This window comes from Dactylosporangium sp. NBC_01737 (genome assembly GCF_035963215.1).
GTDB lineage: Bacteria > Actinomycetota > Actinomycetes > Mycobacteriales > Micromonosporaceae > Dactylosporangium.
In genome coordinates this window covers 4,396,111-4,416,051 of the sequence record NZ_CP109153.1, presented here as the reverse complement: position 1 = coordinate 4,416,051, position 19,941 = coordinate 4,396,111, and the positions used below count along the sequence as shown (strand labels likewise).

Annotated in this window: 14 protein-coding genes and 1 pseudogene; 13 read left to right on the top strand and 2 right to left on the bottom strand. The window is 74.9% G+C overall.

Going from position 1 to position 19,941, the window contains the following annotated elements:
* Positions 1 to 31: 31 nt before the first annotated feature.
* The 10 genes and pseudogenes from OHA72_RS20075 (at position 32) to OHA72_RS20025 (ending at position 13,638) form a co-directional block, all read left to right on the top strand.
* Entirely contained in the window at positions 32 to 1,327 is a 1,296-nt protein-coding gene (locus OHA72_RS20075; RefSeq protein WP_327009328.1) for an SDR family NAD(P)-dependent oxidoreductase, read from the top strand.
* Complete coding sequence (locus OHA72_RS20070) at positions 1,321 to 2,451, top strand: leucine-rich repeat domain-containing protein (RefSeq protein WP_327009327.1); 1,131 nt, start codon at positions 1,321 to 1,323, stop codon at positions 2,449 to 2,451. The genes OHA72_RS20075 and OHA72_RS20070 overlap by 7 nt, the downstream gene beginning before the upstream one ends.
* Positions 2,448 to 4,106, top strand: coding sequence for an ankyrin repeat domain-containing protein (locus OHA72_RS20065; RefSeq protein ID WP_327009326.1), 1,659 nt, complete (start codon positions 2,448 to 2,450; stop codon positions 4,104 to 4,106). Before OHA72_RS20070 ends, OHA72_RS20065 begins: the two co-directional genes overlap by 4 nt.
* Before the next feature lie 104 nt (positions 4,107 to 4,210).
* A complete protein-coding gene (locus OHA72_RS20060; RefSeq protein ID WP_327009325.1) occupies positions 4,211 to 5,569 on the top strand; it encodes an ankyrin repeat domain-containing protein in 1,359 nt (452 codons plus the stop codon).
* A gap of 2,518 nt (positions 5,570 to 8,087) precedes the next feature.
* A complete protein-coding gene (locus OHA72_RS20055) occupies positions 8,088 to 8,456 on the top strand; it encodes an ankyrin repeat domain-containing protein (RefSeq protein ID WP_327009324.1) in 369 nt (122 codons plus the stop codon).
* Positions 8,457 to 8,507: 51 nt separating this feature from the next.
* Positions 8,508 to 9,694: pseudogene (locus tag OHA72_RS20050) on the top strand (AAA family ATPase).
* Complete coding sequence (locus OHA72_RS20040) at positions 9,691 to 10,947, top strand: vWA domain-containing protein (RefSeq protein WP_327009321.1); 1,257 nt, start codon at positions 9,691 to 9,693, stop codon at positions 10,945 to 10,947. Before OHA72_RS20050 ends, OHA72_RS20040 begins: the two are co-directional and overlap by 4 nt.
* Before the next feature lie 65 nt (positions 10,948 to 11,012).
* Entirely contained in the window at positions 11,013 to 11,693 is a 681-nt protein-coding gene (locus OHA72_RS20035) for a YqeB family protein (RefSeq protein ID WP_327009320.1), read from the top strand.
* On the top strand, positions 11,690 to 12,991 hold the full coding sequence (locus tag OHA72_RS20030; protein ID WP_327009319.1) for a histidine kinase: 1,302 nt from the start codon (positions 11,690 to 11,692) through the stop codon (positions 12,989 to 12,991). The genes OHA72_RS20035 and OHA72_RS20030 overlap by 4 nt, the downstream gene beginning before the upstream one ends.
* A complete protein-coding gene (locus tag OHA72_RS20025) occupies positions 12,979 to 13,638 on the top strand; it encodes a response regulator (protein WP_327009318.1) in 660 nt (219 codons plus the stop codon). Before OHA72_RS20030 ends, OHA72_RS20025 begins: the two co-directional genes overlap by 13 nt.
* 373 nt (positions 13,639 to 14,011) lie before the next feature.
* Here the strand turns inward: OHA72_RS20025 and OHA72_RS20020 are convergent, their stop codons facing one another.
* Positions 14,012 to 14,956, bottom strand: a complete 945-nt coding sequence (locus tag OHA72_RS20020) for an SDR family oxidoreductase (protein ID WP_327009317.1) — start codon at positions 14,954 to 14,956, stop codon at positions 14,012 to 14,014.
* Positions 14,957 to 15,040: 84 nt separating this feature from the next.
* Here OHA72_RS20020 and OHA72_RS20015 point away from each other — a divergent pair, with 84 nt between their 5' ends.
* Both OHA72_RS20015 and OHA72_RS20010 read left to right on the top strand, forming a co-directional pair.
* Positions 15,041 to 15,655, top strand: coding sequence for a TetR/AcrR family transcriptional regulator (locus tag OHA72_RS20015; RefSeq protein ID WP_327009316.1), 615 nt, complete (start codon positions 15,041 to 15,043; stop codon positions 15,653 to 15,655).
* A 75-nt stretch (positions 15,656 to 15,730) separates the two neighbouring features.
* Complete coding sequence (locus OHA72_RS20010; RefSeq protein WP_327009315.1) at positions 15,731 to 16,645, top strand: proteasome assembly chaperone family protein; 915 nt, start codon at positions 15,731 to 15,733, stop codon at positions 16,643 to 16,645.
* Positions 16,646 to 16,912: 267 nt separating this feature from the next.
* On the opposite strand, the gene OHA72_RS20005 is transcribed toward OHA72_RS20010, so the two are convergent.
* The gene (locus OHA72_RS20005) at positions 16,913 to 17,743 is read right to left on the bottom strand and encodes a phosphoribosylaminoimidazolesuccinocarboxamide synthase (protein ID WP_327009314.1); all 831 of its coding nucleotides are present in this window, start codon (positions 17,741 to 17,743) and stop codon (positions 16,913 to 16,915) included.
* Positions 17,744 to 17,834: 91 nt separating this feature from the next.
* Between OHA72_RS20005 and OHA72_RS20000 the strand changes: the two genes are divergently transcribed.
* On the top strand, positions 17,835 to 19,856 hold the full coding sequence (locus OHA72_RS20000; protein WP_327009313.1) for an FAD-dependent oxidoreductase: 2,022 nt from the start codon (positions 17,835 to 17,837) through the stop codon (positions 19,854 to 19,856).
* Positions 19,857 to 19,941 lie beyond the last annotated feature (85 nt).

Below are 19,941 nucleotides of genomic sequence, written 5' to 3'. Positions count from 1 at the left end.
GCCGCTTGCGCTCAGGGGCTAGGCTCTGCCGGTGCCTCGTCTGGACCCCTCCGACGTCGCGGCGTGCCTGCGTGTGCTCGCCGCACTCAAGGGCGCGGACGACGACCCGTCAGCGCCCGCGGTGCGCGAGGCGGTCGTCAGCGCGTACAAGAGCCGCAAGAAGCAGCAGAAGACCGCCAGGCGCTCCGCCACCGGCGCGCACGACCTCCGCCTGCTGACCGGCCCCGAGCACGCCGAGGACGACGCGGCGCTGCTGCGGGCCCGGCGCTGCTACGTCTGCAAGAAGCACTACCGCACGGTCAACCGGGCGTACCCGCTGATGTGCCGGCCCTGCTCGACCGGCAACACGGCCCGGCGCACCGCCCGCTGCGACCTGCGCGGCCGGCGCGCGCTCGTCACCGGCGGCCGGATCAAGATCGGTTTCCAGACCGCGCTGAAGCTGCTGCGCGACGGCGCCGACGTCATCGTCACCACCCGCTTCCCGCACGACGCGGCGCGGCGGTTCGCCGCCGAGGCCGACTTCGGCGACTGGCAGGACCGGCTGCGGGTGCACGGCGTGGACTTCCTGGACCTGCCCGCGGTCGTCGGGCTCGTCGACGCGGTCACCGCCCGCTGGGGGCACCTCGACATCCTCGTCAACAACGCGGCGCAGACCATCTCCCGCCCGTTCGAATACCACCGCTCGCTGCGCGCCGCGGAAACCGCCGCGATCGAGGGCACCCAGCCGGGCGGACCGCCGCCGGTCCCCGTCGTGCCCGCGACGCAGGTGCCGGCGCTGCGCTCCACAGTGGACTACTTCCCGCTCGGCGCGGTCGACGAGACCGGCGAGCCGCTCGACCTGCGCCCCGTCAACAGCTGGGTGCTGCACCTGCACGAGGTCAGCCCCCGGGAGTGGATGGAGGTGCAGGTCGTCAACGCGTTCGTGCCGTTCCTGCTCACCGCCCGGCTGCGCCCGCTGATGCTCGCCTCGCCGCACCCCGACCGGTACGTCGTCAACGTCTCGGCGATGGAGGGCAGCTTCAGCCGCCGCAACAAGACGAGCCGGCACCCGCACACGAACATGGCCAAGGCCGGCCTGAACATGCTGACCCGGACCGTCGCCGCGGACTACGCCCGCGACGGCATCCACGTCACCAGCGTCGACACCGGCTGGGTCACCGACGAGCGGCCGCAGGGCACGAAGGAGGCCTTCCACGAGGCCGGGTTCCGGGTGCCGCTCGACGTCGTCGACGGCGCCGCCCGGGTCTACGACCCGATCGTCCGCGGCGTGCACGGCGACCGGATCTCCGGCGTCTTCCTGAAGGACTACCAGGTGGTGCAATGGTAGAGCGCAGCCCCGAGATCGCGTGCCCGGTCATCGCGGTGCCGGCCGTGCCGCAGGCCGACCTCGCGGACCTGTCGCCGCTGCTGCGGCGGCTCGCCGACCCGGCACCCGTCAACGGCACCGAACGCTTCCCGCTCGGCACGCTGCAGCCCGACGGCCGGGTCGACCTGTGCAAGCAGGGCCTCGGCGCGGCCGGCGTGACGCAGGTCCTGGACCGGGTCGTCGGCTCGCCGCACGCCGTGCACCTGCTGCTGGGCACCAACGGCCTCGGCGCCACCGGCACCGCCGCCCTCGCCGAGGGGCTGCCCACCGGGCATCGGGTGGAGACGCTGTACCTCGGCTGCAACGCCATCGACGCGGCCGGCGCGGCACCACTGTTCGAGCGGCTCGCCGCCGACGACCGGGTGCGGGCGCTGTGGCTCAAGCGCAACCCGCTCGGCGACGAGGGGGTCGCCGCGCTCGCCGCGACGCTGCGGCGCAACACCACCATCGACACCGTCGACCTGGTCAACACGGGGCTGACGACCGCCGGGCTCGAAACGCTCGTCGACGCGCTCGTCGCCCGCCCGGCCCCGGTGACCCGGGTGTTCCTCGGCGGCAACGGCCTCGGCCCGTCCGCCGGGCCGCTGCTGGCGCGGCTGCTGCGCGAGGCCGGGGTCCGCGGCCTGTTCCTGGCCGCCAACCGGCTCGGCGACGACGGGACACGCCCGGTCCTCGACGCCGTCACCAGCGCCGGCAGCACGCTCGGGCTCGGCGGCAACGGGCTGTCCCCCGCCGCGGTGGCCGGGATCGCCGACCGGTTGTCCATGTTGGACAGTCTCGACCTGAGCCGGCCGCAGTCGCTGCGGGTGCTCGGCGCCGCCGACAACGTGGTCGGCGACGACGGTGCCGCGCTGCTCGCCGCGGCGCTGCCCGGCACCCCGCTGCGCCGGCTCGACCTGCGCCACACCGGCGTCGGCGGCCGGGGCGCCAAGGCGCTCCTCGCGGCGCTGCCCTCCACCGACCTCACCCGTCTCGCGCTCGGCCCGGACGTCCCGCGCCGCGTGAAACGGGCCATCACCGCGCTGCTCCCGCCGGCAGAGCCGAACGCCGGCGGCGGCAGCGAGATCGTGAGCGTGTACCGGTGACGATCCTGACCCGTGCCGGCGCCGGAAACTGGGGCCGGATCCGGCGCTGGGCGACGCCCCCGTCGATGATCCGGGCCGCGACCGCCGCCCGCCTCGCCGGTGACTGGCGGGCCGCCTGCGCCGCCGCGAACGTCGACGTGCCCGACTCGGCCGTCGCGGCGGGCGACTACGCGCCGTTCGAGGACGACCTGGCCCACTTCGCGCCCGACCTGCTGCGCTGGCACCTGCCGCGCAAACCTGGCCGCGGCGACACCCACCTCGACGCCCGGCAGGTCGTGCAGCTCGCCGGCGGCAGCGGCAAGGGCGACGGGCCCGCGCTGTACGCCGGCGGCACCCGTCTCGGCTTCGGCTCCCAGCGGCTGCGCCTGTTCGTCACCGCGGAGCCGCTGGACCCGGACGTGTGGGACGACTGGGAGTGGGACGACGGCCCGCGACCGTTCCACGCGCTGCACGACTACCGCGCCCGGCGCCACCTGTGGGACGCCCGCGAGTCCGGGAAGCTGCTGGCCGGCTGCGGCTGGACGCACCTGCCGTTCTTCGACCCGGCCGGCAACCCGCTGCCGGAGCGGGCATGGGGGCTCACCGAACGGATCCTGACGCTGCACGACGCCGGGCGCTTCCGCGAGGCGTGGCAGGCGGCCGGCGCCGACATCCCCGAGGCGCCGCAGCCCACCAGCCGCTGGAGCAACCGGATCCTGCAGCAGCACTGGCAGGGCTTCCTCGCCGACCACGCAACGGTCGTCGGCGCCGCCCGCGACAGCGCCCATCGGACCGGCACCGGGCAGGTCGGCATCCCGTTCGGCTGGAGCCACCTGGTCAGGCTGACCGGGTTCGAGGGCCCGCAGCTGACCGGCGAGTGGCTGGAGACCGGCTACCGGGACCGCAACGCCGACTGGCACCTCGACCCGGAGTCCTACGAGCGGCCGATCGACGGCGAGCTGATCCGCGCCGGCGTGCTGGCCGTACCGTCGCTGCACCCGCTCGTGCACGCGGCGTTCTTCCCCGAGGCCGAGCCGCTCGTGCCACCGGTCGCGCCGGCGGTGACAGCGGCATCGGCGGCACCCGCCGGCGGCACCCGGTTGCGGTGCCGTGACGGTGCGTGGCATCACGTGCGGATGACCGGCGGACGCTTCGACATCCCGCACGACGACGAGGAACGCCGCCGCGAACAGGCACTGCTGGCACTCGGCGGTCAGGTGTACGGCTGTGTCGCCGCCGAACGGGCCTGGCGCGAACCGGGTTCGACGCTCCCCCGCGCCCTGCACGAGCTGCGCCGCGACCTGATGCTGCGGGCCCAGCACGGCGACCTGCCCGGTGTCCTGGAGCTGCTGGACGCCGGCGTCGACCCGCACGCCCGCGACCCGCACGGCCGCACGCTGCTGCACCACATCAGCGGGCTGATGGCCGGGCCCGGTGACCTGGCGCTGCTCCACCGGCTCGTCGCCGCCGGCCTGGACCTCGACGCCCGGGACCGGCGCGGCATGACCCCGCTGCAGACGGCGGTGTACGACACCGGCTCCGCGCAGCTGGTCCGTGCCCTGCTGGACGCCGGCGCCGACCCCGAGCCCGTCGACGACAACGGCGTCTCCCTCGCCGACACCCTGGACCGCTTCGGCCGGCCGGAGCTCGAGTTCCTGCAAGCACAGCGGGAGTGACGCGGCCGTGCCGGTGAGCCGCGAGCTGCGCGTGTGGCGCCGGGTGCGGCGGCTCGCCGTGCCGCGCTGGATGATCGAGCGGGCCACGGCGGCGCGGCTCGCCGGTGACTGGCGGCGGCGCCTGCTACGCGGCGGGCGTCGACGTGGCCCTCGACCCGGTCCTGATCCGGCGCGAGCACGGCGCCGCCGTCGCCGAGGCGGTCGAGGACGACCTGCGGCACCTCGCCCCGGACCTGCTGCGCTGGCACCTGTTCCGGGACCTGCCCGCCACGACGCTGCTGCCGGTCGCCGTGCCGCTGGCGGTGTACGGGCGGCTGGAGCTCACCGTCCGCCCCCGGCATCCGCGCACACCCAGCCAGCGGCTCGAACTCGTGCTGAGCGAACCGGACGGCGCGGCGCACCCGGGCCGGCACCGCATGGAGCACGCCCGGGAGCGGTGGGACACCCGGTACACCGGCGGACTGCTGACCCGGTGCGGCGGCTATGACGGGCACCTGCCGTTCTTCACCGCGACCGGTGACCGCCTGCCCGAGGCGTCGTGGACCGGCCCGGAGCGGGTGATCGCGGCGCAGGACGCCGGCGACTGGGCCGCCGCGTGGACCCTGGCCGGCTTCGACGTCGAGCCGCTGCGGACGATGATCGGTGCGGGGCACTGGATCACGGCGTACCTGCGCGACGCCCGGCACGACCTCGCCCAGGTGCGCGCCGCCGTGCAGGAGCGCGGCGGGCCGGTCCGGGTCCCGCTCGGCGCCCATGTCAGCCTCCCGCTGACGGTCGGGGCGGACCTGCGGGTCCAGTACGTCAGCGCGCCGATCCCGCCGCCCGAGGTGCCCGCGGTCCGCGGTGAGCGGCCGGTGGACTTCGACCTCGTCCGGCACGGGCTGCTGCCCCTGGAGGAGCTGCACCCGCTGGTCGGTGACGCGCTCTTCCCCGGGCTGGCCGGGCTCTTCGACGGGCCGCCGGACCCGGTCCCCGACGTGACGCCGGTGCGGGTCCGCTGCCAGGGCGTGTGGCACGTGCTCGGCGACGGGCACCACACGGCGGAGGAGATGCGCCGCGAGCTGGCGCTGCGGGCGCTCGGCGGTGCGCCGCTGCGCGGGTGCTTCGCGGCACGGGCCGGATGGCACGACCCCGACACGTGGACACCGAAGGCGCTGCGGCTGCGCCGCCAGCAGGTCATCCTGCACGCGGTCAACGGCGACGGGCCGGCGATCGCCGCGTGGCTCGACGCCGGGCTCGACCCGCACCTGCGCGACCATCTCGGCCGGACCCTGCTGCACCTGCTCGCGTGGCTGCCGGAGCCGGGGCCGGTGGTGGCGCGGCTGCGCCACGCCGGGCTCGACCCCCGGGCCCGTGACCGGCTCGGGCTGAGCCCGCTGCGGCACGCCGTCACGATGGGCGGCACCCCGCAGGCGATCCGGGCGCTGCTGGACCTGGGCGCCGACCCGGAGGACCTCAGGTGAGGACGGGCCGGGCGCAGGTCGCCGCCTGGCAGCGGATCCGGCGGTACGCCGTGCCCGGCTGGATGATCGAACGGGCGACGCGGGCGCGGCTCGCCGGCGACTGGGCCGGTGCGTGCGCCGCGGCGGACGTCGAGGTCGGGTTCGGCCTGCGCCGGGTCGCCCGCGACGCCGGTGCGGCCGTCGCCCGGGCGGTCGAGGACGACCTGCGGCACCTGGCGCCGGACCTGCTGCGCTGGCACCTGCCGCGCGACCTGGACCGGGGCGGCACGTTCCTCGGCGGGACGCTGACGCTGCGCCGGTACGAGCGGCACGCGCTGCTCGTCACGACCCGGGCCGCCCCGCACCACCAGCGCCCGGTGCTGCACGTCGCCGAGGACACGCCGCCCTGGCTGCCCGGGTCCCGGTGGGACGCCCGGGCCGCCGGGCGGCTCGCGCCCGCCGGTGCGCCGTTCCTGACCCCGGCCGGCGTGCCGCTGCCGCCGTCCGCGTTCGGCGTCGCCGAGCGGCTCGTCACCCTCCAGGAGCAGGGACCCGACGAGGCCCTGGCGGCGTGGCGGCTCGCCGGGTTCGACCTGGAGCCGCTGCTCACGTCCCTGAACCCGCAGTACCCGCACCTGCGCGGCGCCTATCTGGCGGCGCTCGCCTCGCAGCCGGTCGACCTCGCCGCGCTGCCCGCCACGGTCCGGGCCGCCGCAGCGCGGGCCGGGCAGCCGGCGGCCGTGGTCCCGCTGACCGGGAACCGCCAGGTGCGCGTCGACGCCGCGACGCTGCGGGTCGAGCAGGTGTGGGCCTCCGACCGGTGGCTGCCGGTGCTGTCGGCGCCGGAGCGGGACCGGCCCGTCGACGCCGACCTGGTGCGCGCCGGGGCCGTCGCGGTCGGCGACCTGCACCCGGCGGTCGCGGCGGCGATGTTCCCCGGGTACGCCGGCCGCGCGTGCCCGCCCGTGCCGGTCCCGGACGCCGCGCCGGTGCGGGTGCGCTGCATGGGCGCGTGGCACACCGGCTTCCCGCACACGGCCGAGGAGTTCCGGCGCGAGGAGACCCTCCTGGCGCTCGGCGGCGCCCGCACGGCTGCTTCGCCGTCCGGCACGCCTGGCGCACCCCGCGTCGCGGCGGCCGACGGGGCGGCGGCGGCCGGCGGGCCGGCTGCCGAAGGCGCTGCGGGCGCGGCGCTCGCTGGTCGTGCTGCAGGCGCGGTTCGGCGACGAGCCGGGGATCGCCGCCTGGCTCGACGCGGGTCTGGACCCGCACCTGCGCGACGGCGACGGACGTACCCTGCTGCACATGCTGACCTGGTTGCCGTCGGCGGCGCTGCTGCCGCGGCTGCTCGCCGCCGGGCTCGACCCGGCCGCCACCGACCACAATGGACGGACACCGCTGCAGCACGCCCGGGACCACGACGCGCAACCGTCCGTGCTCGCGGCACTGCAGGCGGCCACGCCCGGGGTTGCGTGATGTGGCGGCGTGAGCTCGCGGCGGCGCGGTGGACGCGGCGGCTCGGGGTGCCCGCGTGGATGATCACCGCGGCCACGGCGCGGCGGCGCGCCGGGGACTGGCGGGGTGCCTGCGCGGCGGCGCACGTCGACGTCGAGCTGGATCCGTCGGCGATCGCCCGTGGCGACGGCGGCGCGGTCGCGGCGCGGGTCGAGGACGACCTGCGGCATCTGGTACCGGACCTCCTGCGCTGGCACCTCGACCCGGCGCTGCCCGTCACGGTCCTCGACGAGTACGGCGACCGGGCGCTGTTCGTGGTGCGGCGTGAGCCCGAACGGCTGGCCCTGCGCTACGGCGCGGTGCCGCCCGACTCGTGGCGGGGGTGCCTGCTGTACACCCGCGAACACTGGGACAGCAGGCACACGGCCGCGCTCGGCGAGCGGTGCGGCGGGGCGGTCTCGCGGGTGCCGTTCCTGGACGCCGACGGGTCGCGGCTGCCGCCGGAGCGGTGGGGGCTCGCCGAGCACGTCATCACGCTGCAGGACGCCGGGGACTGGATCGGGGCGTGGCGGCTCGCCGGGTTCGACCTGAGCGCGCTGCTGGGGCGCCGGGCGGACCTGCGGTCCCGGGGATCCGCCCGCAGGGTGTGGCGGCTGGACCTGACCGGGCTGCGGGCGGCGCTGCGGGTCGTGGGCGCGCCGGAGGCGCTGCTGGATCACGTGGACGGGGCGTACACCACCGTGGTCTCGGCGGGCACGGTGCGCGGGGACGCCACGTCCGCTGCCACGTCCGCTGCCACGTCCGCGGCCGGTGCGCTGCCGCGGCTGCCGGCGCCGCTGGTCGAGCGGCCCGTCGACGCCGACCTGGTGCGGCTCGGGATGCTGCCGGCCTCGGCGCTGCACCCGCTCGTCGGCGCGGCGCTGTTCCCCGGCCTTGCCACGATGCCGCCCGCGCCGTCGCCGGGGACGGGACCGGTGCGGGTCCGCCGCGACGACGGTGCGTGGCGGTTCGCGGATCCGGGTGATCTCGGCTGGTACGACCCCTGGCCTCGCTGCCGAAGGCGCTGCGGCTGCGGCGGGACACGGTGGTGCGGCTGGCGCGGCACGGCGACACCCCGGCGCTGGCGGCGTGGCTGGCGGCCGGCGGCGACCCGCACCTCCGCGATCCCGCGCGGCGCACGATGCTGCATTTCCTGGCCTATCTGCGGGACGACGGGGTCGAGACGCTGCTGCTGGACCTGCTCGCCGCGGGGCTGGACCTTGAGGCGCGGGACCGTGAGGGTCTGACGCCGCTGCTGTACGCGGTCGCCAACGGCGGGACGGTCACGACGGTGCGGGCACTCGTCACGATGGGCGCGGACGTGAGCGCTGTCACGTTCAGCGGCGCGGGCTGGGCCGACCTGGCACGTGCCGCGGGACGCCTTTCGCAGCTGTGGTTCCTGGTCGAACTGTGAGCGTGGGAATACGGTCGGGAAATGTCGTACCCGGCGGCTACCGTGTCGCGCATGACAGCAGAACCCACGGCGCTCAGCCTGCTCGCGGCGGCCGACGAGCTGCTCGCCGCGACCCGTTCGACCCGTGTGGAGCGCCGCGACAACACGCAGCTGGAGGCGCTGGCACTCGCCGTCTCCGCCAACCTGCCGGTGCTGCTGTGGGGCGAGCCCGGCATCGGCAAGTCCTCCGCGCTGCAGCAGCTGTCCGACCGCCTCGAGGTGCCGATGGAGACGGTCATCGCCAGCATCCACGAGCCGTCGGACTTCGCCGGGCTGCCCGTCGTCGGCGACGACCCGGCCACGCAGGGTGTGCCGATGGCGCCGCCCGACTGGGCGGTGCGGCTCGCGAAGCGCGGCTATGGGCTGATCTTCTTCGACGAGCTGTCCTCGGCACCGCCGGCCGTGCAGGCGGCGCTGCTGCGGGTCGTCCTGGAGCGGCGCGTCGGCAGCCTCGAGCTGCCGCCCGCGGTGCGGGTCGTCGCCGCGGCCAACCCGCCCGCGAGCGCCGCCGACGGCTGGCACCTCAGCCCGCCCCTGGCGAACCGGTTCGTCCACCTGCACTGGACGCACGACCCGGCGGTCGTGGCCCGCGGCCTCGCCGGCACCTGGCCGACCGCCGACATCCCCCCGTCGACCCGAAGCGCGGGGCCTCGGCGCTCGCCCGGGCGCGGGGCACGCTGTCGGGGTTCCTCACCGCGCGGCCGGGCCTGGCCCATCACCTGCCCGCCGACGCCGAGGCCCGCGGCGGGGCGTGGCCGTCGCCGCGCACCTGGGAGATGGCGCTGCGGCTGCTCACGTTCGGCATGGCCAGCGACACGTCGCGGGCCGCGCTGTCCACGGCGCTGATCGGCGCGATCGGCGACGGCGCCGGGCTGGAGCTGGTCAACTACCTCGACGAGCTCGACCTGCCGGACCCGAACCGGGTCCTGGCCAACCCTGACGCGTTCCAGTTGCCCACCCGCGGCGACCGGCAGCTGGCGTTCCTGACGGCGGTCGTGTCCGCCGTGCAGAGCAACACGACCCGCGAGCGGTGGGAGGCCGGCTGGACGGTGCTGGGCAAGGCCGTCGACGCGGGGGTGCCCGACGTGGCGGCCCGCGCCGCCGCCGACCTCGCCGCGATGCGCCAGGCGGCGTGGCCGGTGCCGGCGACGATCGACGCCTTCATCGACATCCTGAGCCTGTCCGGCGCCCTGCGATGACTCCCACGCCCGTGCCCGGCGCGCCCGCGCTCGTGCCCGCGGCGCGGGCGCTGGACCGCACGAAGCTGCTCGCTGCGCGCTACAAGGCGGCGATGCTGCGGCCGTATCTGGCCACGGCGCTGTATGCGCTGTCGGTCGTGCCGAGCCGGCACCTGGCGACGATGGGTGTCGACCGGCGGTGGCGGCTGTATGTGTCGCCCGAGTTCATCGACGGGCACAGCGTCGAGGAGCTCGCCGGGGTGTGGGTGCACGAGGTGGCGCACCTGCTGCGCGACCACCACGGCCGCGCGGACCGGCTGCCCGCCGCGGACCGCGCCGACCACCTGCGGGTCAACCTCGCCCAGGACTGCGAGATCAACGACGACCTGGTCGCCGACCGGCTGGCGCTGCCGGCGTCGCGGGTGGAGCCCTCGACGTTCGGGCTGCCGGAGGGGCGGCTGTTCGAGGAGTATCTGGCCGGCATCCCGCACACGCACGAGCACCTGGTGCAGTGCGGGTCGGGCGCGCACGGCATCCCCGTCCGCGGCGAGCTCGACGACGCGATCGGCACCGGGCCCGGTGTCCGCGACGTCGAGGCGGTCGCGATCCGCCGGCAGACCGCCGACGCGATCCGCGCGCACGTGCGGTCCCGGGGCACGGTGCCCGGCGGCTGGCAGCGCTGGGCCGACGAGATCGCCGAGCCGGTCGTCGACTGGCGGCGGCTGCTGACCGGCGCGCTGCGCCAGGCGGTCGCATGGGCCAGCGGCGCGGTCGACTACACGTATGCGCGGCCCGGCCGGCGCACCGGCGCCATGCGCGGCGTGGTGCTGCCGAGCCTGCGCCGCCCGCTGCCGCGGGTCGCGATCGTCGTCGACACGTCCGGCTCGATGGGCACCGACGACCTGGCCGCGGCGTTGAGCGAGGTGACCGGCGTGCTGCGGACCGTCGGCATCCGCGGCAACCGGGTGACCGTCGTGGCCTGCGACGCCGACGTGCACGCCGTGACCCGCGTGGTGAAGACGGAGCAGGTCGAGCTCGGCGGTGGCGGCGGCACCGACATGCGGGTCGGGATCGCCGCGGCGCTGCGCTCGCCGGACCGGCCGCAGATCGTGGTCGTCCTCACCGACGGCGGCACCCCGTGGCCGGACGAGCCGACCGCCTGCCGGCTGATCGCCGGGCTGATCGGCGCAAACCCGCCGCTGCCGCCCGCGTGGGTCGAGTCGGTGCACATCACCCCGACCGGCAGCCCGGCCGCCGGCACGGCGGGCGGCTGAGCGCGATGGACGCGACGACTTTCGGAGACTGTCCGGGGACCGCCCGGCTGCCTACCGTGATGCGTATGGCAGAACACGAGCTGGGGCTGTCCCGCAGCGACCGGTGGCTGATCTGGGCCGGGTTCCCGGTGGCCGGCCTCGCCGTGGGGTGGGTGCTGCCGGTGCTGGCGCGGTGGCTGCTGAGCCTGCCGTGGGTGCCGTTCGGCGGGCCGCTGCGGCTCGTCGCAGCCCTGGACTCCGGGTTCGGCCGGGCCGCGCTGATCGGTGCGGGGTTGCTGCTCGGCCTGGTCTTCGCGTTCGTCGCCGTGCACGAGACGCTGCGGGTGACCGTCGCGGACGCCGAGTTGCGGCTGCGGCTCGGTGACACCGCCCGCACGGTGCCGCGCGGTGAGGTCTCGGCCGTGTTCGTCGACGGGCGGCACCTGGTGGTGCTCGACCGGGAGTCGCGCCAGGTGGTGCGGGAGCGCCTGGAGGGCGCCGGCGGGACGCGCGTGGCCGCCGCGTTCCAGGCACACGGCTATCCGTGGCAGAAGGACGACCCGTATGCGGCGCTGTTCCGCCGCTGGGTGCCGGACCTGCCGGACCTGCCGGGCTCCGTCAACGCGGTCCTCGCCGCACGGGCGGTCGCCCTGACCAACAAGAGCGTCACCGACGCCGCGGAGCTGCGCGACGAGGTGCAGAAGCTGGGCTACACGGTCCGCGACGACGGCACCACGCAGCACTGGCGCCCCCTGGTGCGCTCGTGAGCGCCGCCGACGCGACCGCCGGCGCGGTGCCGGGCCGCCGGACGCGCAACGTCCTGGTCGACGTCAGCGTGTTCGTGATCTCGGCGATGACGATGGTGGTCGCGGCGAGCTCGGGCCTGGACAACGGCACGCTCAGCGACCAGCGGCTGCTGCTGTCGACCGCCGTGACCCTGCCGGCGCTGGTGCTGCTGTTCTGGCGGCGACGGTGGCCGGTGCAGGTGGCGCTGCTGCTGCTGATCCCGGCGGCGCTGACCGACTTCGTCGGCGGGGCCACCGCGATCGCGGTGTTCACCGTGGCGGTGCACCGGCCGTTCCGGGTGGCGCTCGCCGTCGCCGTCGCGCACTTCCTGGTGCCGATCCCGCTCACGCTGCGATATCCGGACCCGGACCTGCAGGTCGTCGGCGCCAGCACCGCGGCCGTCGCGATCCTCGCGATCGTCGTCGCGTGGGGCGTGACGGTCCGCGCCAGGCGGGAGCTGATCGCGTCGCTGCGGGTGCGGGCGGTGCGCGCCGAGGCCGAGGCCGCCCAGCGCGCCGACCTGCTGCGCGGCCTGGAGCGGGAGCGGATCGCCCGCGAGATGCACGACGTCCTCGCGCACCGGATCTCCCTCATCAGCCTGCACGCCGGCGCGCTGGAGATCCGCCGCGACCTGACCCGCGAGCAGGTCGCGGAGACCGGCGGCACCATCCGGGCCAGCGCGCACCAGGCGATGGAGGAGCTGCGCGAGATCCTCGGTGTCCTGCGCACCAGCGACGACGACGAGCTGCGCCCCCGGCAGGACCTCGCCGACCTCGACGACCTGATCGAGGAGGTCCGCCGCGCCGGCACCCCGGTCCACCTCGACAACCGGCTCACCGTCGACGGCGACGCCGCCCCGGAGACGCTGCCGGCCGCGGTCAACCGGACCGCGTTCCGCCTCGTGCAGGAGGGCCTGACCAACGCGCGGAAGCACGCCCCCGGCGCCGAGGTCGCGGTCCGCCTCGACCGGACCAGCAGCGGCGAGTTGCACGTGTGGCTGCGCAACCCCCTGCCGGCCGTGCCGGTGCGCCCCGCGCTGCCCGGCTCCCGGTCGGGCCTGGTCGGCCTCGCCGAGCGCGTCACCCTGGCCGGCGGCCGCCTGCAACACGGCCCCCGCCACGCCGAGCCGCGCCCCCAGCCGGCGCAGCCCGCTCATCCGGCTCAGTCCGCTCAGCCGGCTCAGTCCGCTCATCCGGCGCAGTCCATTCAGCCCGCTCAGCCGGCGCAGCCCGGCGAGGTCGGCTTTCACCTGGAGGCGTGGTTGCCGTGGCGGGCGTGATCCGGGTCGTGGTCGTCGACGACGATGCGCTGGTCCGGGCGGGACTGGCCATGGTCCTCGGCGGCAACGCCGACCTGGAGCTGGTCGGTGAGGCCGGGGACGGCGCAGAGGCGGTCCGGGTCGTGCGTGCCAACCGGCCCGACGTGGTGCTGATGGACATCCGGATGCCGCGGATGGACGGGCTCGCCGCCCTCGAAGCGCTGCGGGCCGAAGGGCTGCCGGGGGCCGTGGTCGTGCTGACCACGTTCGACACCGATGAGCACGTGCTGCGGGCGTTGCGCCTCGGGGCGCACGGCTTCCTGCTCAAGGACACCCCGCCCCTCGCCATCCTCGACGCGGTCCGCAGGGTCGCGGCCGGCGAGCAGATGCTGTCGCCGTCGGTGGTGCGGCGCCTCGTCGAGCACGTGGTCCGCGACGACACCGCCGCCCGCCGGGCCGCGGCCGGGCGGGCACTGGAGTCGCTCACCCCGGCCGAGCTGAAGGTCGCCGAGGCCGTCGCCGAGGGCCGCTCCAACGCCGACATCAGCGCCGCGCTGCTGATGAGCGTGGCGACCGTGAAGACCTACGTGTCCCGCATCCTCGCCAAGCTCGGCTGCGCCAACCGCGTCCAGGTCGCGATCCTCGTCCACGAGAGCCGCAACGGCTGATCCGCACCCCGCCCACACATCCAGCCCGCACGCCCAGCCCACGCACCCGGCCCGCACACAGCCGCACCCCCGGCCACGCACCCGACTCGCACGCCCAGCCCAGGCACCCGGCCCACACCCACAGCCGCACGCAGGCCCACCCACGCACTCGGCCGCATGCCCAGCCCGCACGCCCGACTCGCACACAGCTCGCGCACGTCGGCCCACGCAGCCGACTCGCACACAGCCGCACGCCCGGCCCACGCACTCGGCCCGCACGCCCAGCCCACGCACTCGGCCCGCACGCCCGGCCCGCACGCCCGGCCCGCACGCCCGGCCCGCACGCCCGGCCCACGCACCCGATTCGCACGCCTGCGCGGCCGGGAGCCGGCGGTTAGCGGTGGTAGCGGTCGGCGATGAAGCCGGGGGTCGCCTGCTCGGCGAGTGCGGCTGAAGATGCGGGCGCGGGGGCGGGCAGGGCGGGGGCGGTGTGGGCGCCGAAGCCGCGCCGCAGGGAGCGGACCTGCTCCTCCATGGCGGGGACGCTGGTGCGTGCCTGCCGTTCGATCACGCGTTCGGCCAGGCGGCTGTTGACCATCGTGCGCAGCCAGTACACGACGGCGACCGTGCGCGGCACGAAGACCTTGCGGCGCCGGCGGGCGAGGGCGTCGACGAACGCGGCCGCGCAGCGCTGCACCGACGTCGTCGAGCCCAGCGGGGGTGGCAGCTTGCGCAGCGTCTCGCGGAAGGTGGGCATGTCGTCCTGCGCGTCGCGGACGAGATCGGTGTCGATCCACGACGGGTGGGCGGTGCCGACGCGGACACCGTGGTGGGCGACCTCCAGGCGCAGGGCGTTGCCGAAGTGTTCGACGCCGGCCTTCGAGGCGCAGTACGGCGCCATGCCGGGCAGCGCGGCGAACGACGCCGCGGACGCGACGATGAGCAGGTAGCCGCGCGACGCGATGAGGTGCGGCATGACGGCGGCGGCGGTGCGCATGACGCCGATCAGGTTGACCTCGACGGTGCGCACGAGGGCCTCGACGTCGCCGGTGGCCACGGTGCCGCGGCTGGCCACGCCCGCGTTGGCGACGACCGCGTCGATACGGCCGTGGGCGGCGACGGCGCCCTCGACGGCGGCTGCGAGACTGGTCTGGTCGGTGACGTCGCACGAGAAGAAGACCGAATCGAGCTCGGCCGCGAGGGCGGCGAGGCGTTCGGGTTCGAGGCCGGTGAGGACGACCTTGGCGCCGCGGGCCGCGGCGAGGCGGGCGGTGTGTTCCCCGATGCCCCGCGCGGCTCCGGTGACGAGCACCACCTGGCCGGACAAGCTCTGCTGCACCGTGAGGCCTCCCGTCGGCGGTACCGTTCAGTACCAGGCAAACTAACACCCACGGACATTCTGGCGAAAGGCCAAGGCACGCGCATGACGAGCACGAGAACCGCCGAGGAGGTCCGGGAGGCGCTCACCGGCGGACTGGCGGCGGCGATCGCCGACAAGGGCTACGCGGCGACCACCATCGCCGACGTGGTCATGCACGCGCGGGTGTCGAAGCGCACGTTCTACGAGCACTTCACCGACAAGGAGGCGTGCCTCATGGCGTTGTACGAGCAGGGGTGCGTCTACCTGCTCGCCGTCGTGAAGAGCGCCGCGACCGGCGGCGGCACCTGGAAGAGCATGATCAACGATGGGGTGACCGCCTACCTCAACGCCCTGGAGAGCATGCCCGCGGTGACCCGCACGCTGCTGGTGGAGATCCAGGCGGCCGGCCCGAAGGCGTACCGGCTGCGCCAGCAGATGCAGCGCCGGTTCGCGGATACGCTGGTGGAGGTGGTCGATGCGGCCCGCGCCGCGGACCCGGCCATCCCGAAGCTGTCGCAGCTGCTGGCGATCGCCCTGGTGGGAGGGGTGCACGAGATGATGCTGCAGGTCTCCGACCCGTACACCGGCGCGGGGGCGTCGTTCACCTCCCTGGCCACCGCCGTCGACGAACTGGTCTACGCGATCCTCACGAATCCCTGGTCCGCAGGGATGGAATGATCGTGGCGGTCGCCGGGTTGCAGCGACAAAGGGCAACCCGACCAGACCCACGACCCACAAGGAGGCTGCGTTCCGGTGCTCAACCCCAGCGAGCTCTACACGCTCACCGAGGACCTGCCGGCCGTCGACCGGCCGGTGCTCGTGCATGCGCTGACGGGCTTCGTCGACGCCGGCAACGCGAGCCGCCTCGCACGCGAGCACCTGCTGACGGTCGGCTCACCGCGCACCCTGGCGACGTTCGACCTCGACCAGCTCTACGACTACCGCAGCCGGCGCCCGGCGATGCTGTTCGTCGAGGACCACTGGGAGCACTACGAGCAGCCACGACTGCTGCTGCGGGTCCTGCGCGACGCGACCGGCACCGAGTTCCTGCTGCTGGACGGGCCGGAGCCGGACCTGCAGTGGGAGCGGTTCACGGCGGCGGTCATCGAGCTGATCGAGCGGTTCGACGTGCGGGCGACGGTCGGGCTGACCGCGATCCCGATGGCGGTGCCGCACACCAGGCCGACCGGGGTGACCGCGCACGGCACGAGCCGTGACCTGATCGCCGGGTTCGAGCCGTGGCTGCAGCGCGTCCAGGTGCCGGGCAGCGTCGGCAACCTCCTGGAGTTCCGGATCGGCCAGCAGGACCGCGACGCGTTCGGCTTCGCCGTGCACGTGCCGCACTACGTGGCGCAGGCGGAGTTCCCGTCGGCGGCGGAGAAGCTGCTCGGCTGCGTGTCGGAGGCGACCGGGCTGCAGCTGCCGACGGAGGAGCTGCACGCGGCCGCGGAGTCGGTGCGGGCCGAGATCGACGTGCAGATCGCCCAGGCCGACGAGGCGGCGGCGTTGGTGCGGGCTCTGGAGGAGCAGTACGATGCCTACACCCGCGGCAGGCAGGGCAACAACCTCCTGGCCGACTCGCCGGCGCCGCTGCCGACGGCCGACGAGATCGGCGCGGAGCTGGAGCGGTTCCTCGCCGAGCAGACCCGCAACGACGAGAACCCGTAGGCGACACAGGCACCATCACGAAGCGTGATGAGCCCGGAGATCAATTTGCTGGCCCGCGGTACCGTGGCGTGGGAACGGTCGGCCGGCATGGTCCAGGACGTGAGAACGGTCGCGGGCATCGTCAGACCCCTGTGGCCAGACCGGTAGGACCGGCGTGGTCAGAACGGCGAGGTCAGACCGGTCGGACCGGCGAGGCCCGACCGGCAAGGCCCGACCGGCGAGACCGGACCGGTGGGGGTCAGAACGGCGAGGCCGGACCGGTGGGGGTCAGAACGGCTGGCCCGTCAGGCGTTCGTAGACCTCGACGTAGCGCGACCGGGTGCGCTCCACGACGTCGGACGGGATCTCGGGGCCCGGCGCGGTCCGGTCCCAGCCGGTGCCGCTCGACCAGTCCCGCACGGACTGCTTGTCGAAGGAGTGCTGGGTGCGGCCCGGCTCCCACTCGTCCAGGGGCCAGAAGCGTGACGAGTCCGGGGTGAGCACCTCGTCGGCGAGGACCAGCGTGCCGTCCGGGGTGCGGCCGAACTCGAGCTTGGTGTCCGCGACGATGATGCCCCGCTCCGCGGCGATGTCCCGGCCGCGGGCGTAGACGCGCAGCGTCAGATCCCGCAGCTCCTCGGCGAGTTCCTTGCCGACCTGGGCGACGACGTCGTCGAACGTGACGAACTCGTCGTGCTCGCCGACGGCGGCCTTCGTCGTCGGGGTGAAGATCGGCTCGTCCAGGCGGTCGGCCTCGACCAGGCCCGGCGGGAGGGTGATGCCGCTGACGGCGCCGTCGCGGCGATACTCGGTCAGGCCCAGGCCGGTGAGGTATCCCCGGGCGATGCACTCGACCTGCACCATGTCGAGGCGACGGCAGCGGATGGCGCGGCCGGCGAACTCGGCGGGCACGTCCGTGGCGGACAGGACGTGGTTGGGCACCAGGTCGGCGAGCTGCTCGAACCACCACAGCGACAACCGGGTGAGGACCGCGCCCTTGTCCGGGATCGGGGTGGGCAGCACCACGTCGTAGACGGAGATGCGGTCCGACGCGACGAGGATCAGGTCGTCGCCGTCGAGGTAGACGTCGCGGACCTTGCCCGAATGCAGCAGCTTCACGCCCGCCAGCCTAACGTTTAGACTCCCTTCAATCTCAGGGGTGCGGCGACCCCGTGCAGCCACCATCGGCACAGGCAAGGGAGCCAGCAGCATGCCGCACACCCGCCGTCAGCTCATCCGCACCGGACTCCAGGCAACCCTCCTCGGCACAGGCGCGGTCATCCTGTCCCCCGGCGCCCGCGCGCAGGCCGTCACCGCGGCAGGTCCTGTGGTCAGCGTCGATCTGGTGGTGTACGGGGCAACGCCCGGCGGGCTCGCGGCCGCGATCCAGTTCCGCCGCTCCGGTGGCTCCGCGGTCGTCGTGGAGCCGGGCACCCACGTCGGCGGGATGACCACCGCCGGGCTCGGCGCGACCGACACCGGGAACACGGCCGCGATCGGCGGCCTGTCGCACGAGTTCTACCGGCGCGTCTACGGCAAGTACAACGGCACCCCGGTCACCGCCACGTCGCCGGCCCGGTTCACGTTCGAGCCGCACGTCGCCGCCGCGGTCTTCGCCGACCTGCTCGCCGAGGCCGGGGTGACCGTCCACACGGGACGGCGGCTCGCCACGGTCACCAAGGCCGGCAACCGGATCACGGAACTGTCCACGGAGGACGGTCAGGTGTACCGGGGGCTGATGTACGTGGACGCCAGCTACGAAGGCGACCTCCTCGACAAGGCCGGGGTGGCCAGCACCGTGGGCCGCGAGGGCAACACCACCTACGGCGAGAGCATCAACGGCGTCCAGCTGCGCGACAAGCACCAGTTCACGAGGCCGGTCGACCCGTACGTGACGCCCGGGAACCCGGCGAGCGGGCTGCTGCCCGGCGTCTCCGCCGCGGTCCTCGCGCCGAACGGCACCGCGGACGGCAGGATCCAGGCGTACAACTTCCGCATGTGCCTGACCAAGGCCGCCGACCGGGTCCCGTTCCCCCAGCCGGCCGGCTACGACGCGGGCAGGTACGCGCTGCTGCTGCGCTACATCGAGGCCGGCTACACCGGGCCGTTCTTCAACGCCGTGAGCGTCGGCGGCGGCAAGACCGACTCGAACAACGACGGCGCGTTCTCCACCGACGACATCGGCATGAACGCCGCCTACCCGGCCGCGTCGTTCGCGGCGCGCGACACGATCGTCGCCGAGCACCGCACGTACCAGCAGGGGCTCATGTGGTTCCTGAGCAACGACGCCAGGGTGCCCGCCGCGATCCGCTCCGCCACCGCAGCCTGGGGGCTCGCCCCGGACGAGTTCACCGCGACCGGTCACTGGCCGCCGATGCTGTACGTGCGGGAGGCCCGGCGGATGGTGTCGGCGTACGTGATGACGGAGCACAACTGCCGCGGCGCCGCGACGGTCGCGGACTCCGTCGGCCTGGCCAGCTACACGATGGACTCGCACAACTGCCAGCGGCTCGTCGTCGGGGGCGTGGCGAAGAACGAGGGTGACGTGCAGGTCGGCGTGCCCGGCCCGTACCAGGTCAGCTACCGCTCGATCGTCCCGGTCGAGGCGCAGTGCGCGAACCTGCTCGTGCCGGTGTGCCTGTCGGCGAGCCACATCGCGTACGGGTCGATCCGGATGGAGCCGGTGTTCATGGTGCTGGGCCAGTCGGCGGCGGTCGCGGCCCGGCTCGCGATCGGCAACACTGTGCCGGTGCAGCAGGTGAACGTCGCCACGCTGCAGGCGCAGCTGCGCACCCTCGGCCAGCGAATTGACATTTCGGGCAATTCGGAAATCGTTCTTGACAGCCGCGCGGGGAGCGGGGTGACGCGGGCCGGGACGTGGCTGTCGAGCACGTCGATCGGCGGCTACTACGGCAGCGACTACGAGCACGACGGCAACACCGCCAAGGGGGTGAACCGGCTGCGGTACACCCCGGCGCTGCCCGCCGCGGGTACGTGGACGGTGCAGCTGCGGTGGACGGCGCACGCCAACCGCGCCAGCAACGTGCCGGTCGACGTCGTGCACGCGGGCGGGCTGAGCACGCACAGCGTGGACCAGCGCTCCTCCGGCGGGCAGTGGGTGCCGCTCGGCACGTTCCAGTTCACCGCCGGCAGCGCCGGCAGCGTGCTGATCCGCACCGAGCAGACCGACGGCTACGTGATCGCCGACGCCGCAAGGTTCGTGCGCGCCTGAACCGGGAGCAGGCCCGAACCGGCACTCAAAAGGCCCCGGAGCGGGCCCCAAACCGGAGCGGGCCCAAACCGGCGCTCAAAAAGCC